General features: G+C 62.2%; 3 protein-coding genes. All 3 read left to right on the plus strand.

Going from position 1 to position 2,411, the window contains the following annotated elements:
• The coding region (locus tag QK442_RS36010; RefSeq protein WP_282698356.1) for a hypothetical protein at positions 1 to 537 on the plus strand (537 nt) is incomplete at its 5' end.
• Positions 538 to 655: 118 nt separating this feature from the next.
• Entirely contained in the window at positions 656 to 1,828 is a 1,173-nt protein-coding gene (locus QK442_RS36015; protein ID WP_282698357.1) for a phage major capsid protein, read from the plus strand.
• Positions 1,829 to 1,843: 15 nt separating this feature from the next.
• A complete protein-coding gene (locus QK442_RS36020) occupies positions 1,844 to 2,020 on the plus strand; it encodes a hypothetical protein (RefSeq protein ID WP_282698358.1) in 177 nt (58 codons plus the stop codon).
• Positions 2,021 to 2,411: the final 391 nt, after the last annotated feature.

Raw genomic sequence — 2,411 nt, forward strand, 5'->3', positions numbered from 1 at the left:
TGCCCTCTGACAGGAGATTCCCGCGTGTACTACAACCCAACTGGCGTGACTGAGAACGAGATTGACGCCATCATTGACACCCCTGACGAACTCACCGAGCACGTGAACCCTGAGCTTGTGCGGGCGTTCATGAAGTGGGATACCGCCCGTTCGATGCAGGGGGAGAGCGGGCCTGTGGACGTGCGCGCTGGCTTCGCCCGTGGCGGGTACCGGTTGATAGCTGATCCGTTCCGGCCTCTGTGGGAGTTTCCGCCCGCGCTTCGTAATGACGTGCTGAGGTCCCGGCTCATCATTCGTCGTCGTGAGGCTCGCCCCATGTCCTGGGTGACGAAGGGCGGCACTATTCGCGTGGTGGATGGCGTGAAGGTGTTCACCGGTGAATGCGAAGTGTGCGGCAAGACGTACGAGCAGAAGCGCCCCGAAGGACAGAAGCGCCGTTGGCCGCTGATGTGCTCCGACAAGTGCAGGGCGGAGCGAACCAGGCAGCGTAAGCGCGAGTGGGCGGCGAAGAATCGTGCTTCGAGTAGTGCCGCGTAGACATTTACTAATACAGGTGAGGGGACGTTCCGAAATCCCCCGCTAACCCGCAGCCGGCACGGCCCTTCACTTCCTGGGTTCGTGCCTTTTTGCTGCCACTACACAAGGGGTGTGTCAGTTGAGTCATGCCGAGATAGCGCGGATCGCTATGGAGAAGCGGCAGACCGCTTCCGACAAGCTCCGCGCGTTTGCCGAGAAGATCGGGAACCGGGCGCTTTCCGCCGCTGAGCGTAAGGAGGAGTCCAGCCTTCTGGACCAGATCGCGGAGCACGACACGACCGCCAAGAGGCACATTTCCGCATCTGCCGCTGAGGAAATGGCCATGCGGGTGAACTCCCCGCTACAGCAGATGGGCACCACGCGCGGCCTTCCGATCGGGCAGCCGGTAGGCGTGGGGATTATCCCTGGTGAGCTTCTGGCGCGCTCGGTCGAGATTTCCCGTGGGATCACCACGCCAGGCACCGGCAAGGCATTCAGCCCGGAAGACATGGCGAAGAAGTTCGTTGACCTTCTCGCCCCTCAGTCCGTCGTCATGGCGTCCGGCGTGAACCGGGTGCAGACGAACGCAGAGACCTACTCATTCCCCGTGATTCGTTCCGACTTCACGGCCGGATTCGTGGGAGAGCTTGACGACCTTCCCACGGGTGGTTTCGGGGCTGAGCCGCTGAAGGCGACCCCGAAGAAGATCGCCGCCGCTGACATGCTCGCCAATGAGCTTGTGGAGGACGGGGGCTCGGCATTCATGGACCCGGTGGCCAAGTCGCTGATGCGGTCGGTCTCTCTCGGTTTCGACCGTGAGGCACTGGTGGGCACGGGAGCCAACAAGGGATTCGTGGGTATCGCGAATACTCCGGGAATCCAGACTCACGCGGTGACGGGCGGATTCAAGGACCTTGACGCCTTCGTTGCTGCATTCGGAAAGCTCGAAGCGGTGAACTCGAAGGCCACGGCCGTGGTGATGCACCCGACCACATGGGCCGGACTCATGGCGCTTCGGGAAACGTCCGGTTCGCTGAAGCCGCTTCTGAGCGAGTCGGCAGGTTCCCCTACGGCTGGCGTTCAGCGGTCGATTCTGGGGGTTCCCGTGTGGATCTCTTCGTTCATGCCGCTCACGGATGTTCTCACCTATGAGGCAGACCAGATATTTGCGATCTGGCGCAAGGATGCCGGATTCCAGGTTTCGGACCAGTTCGGATTCCTCAAGGACGGAACCGCCGTGCGTGCTATCGCCCGTGCCGCTATCGCCGTGCCGAATGCCGCTGCCGTCTGCAAGATCACCGTTACTGTCTAAGAGGAGTTCCCCACCATGTCTTTCTTCAACGCCGATGAGCCGACCGTGACCGTTCGCATGACCGGTTACATGAGCTATGGCCCGACCACTGATGGCATCCCGTCGCACGTTCTTCAGAATGGCGAGACGTACGGCGTTCCGAAGAGTGAGGCTGAGTGGCTTCTCTCCGCTGAGCTTGCCGAACTGGCCTGACTCTCATGTTCGTTGAACTGCTCTCAGGGGTGCGCATTGACGGCGTGCCCCTGGGAGCGGGTATGTGCATTCAGTGCCCCGATGACATAGGGGGGTACCTCTCCGAGAAGGGATGGGCCCGGAAGAGGGGGGCTGCCCACAAACTCAACGACGGGCGCACGCTGATCGGATTCAGGGTGCGTGAGATTCCGGGCACGGCTGAGGAGTTGAGCGACTGGCCTTCGTGGATGCGCCCGGCATGGATGCGCCCCGACGGTCGGGCAGTGCTCAGCGGGGATGACAGGCCGTGGGTTCCAGCGTGCTGCCCTTCCTGCCCGCGCTGTTCGTACGTGCTGAAGCACCGGATATCGGCTGACGCTCGGCGCGATGAACGGTCGGATGCCTGGCGCAT

Origin of the sequence: Streptomyces sp. CC208A (genome assembly GCF_030010625.1) — a bacterium.
GTDB lineage: Bacteria > Actinomycetota > Actinomycetes > Streptomycetales > Streptomycetaceae > Streptomyces.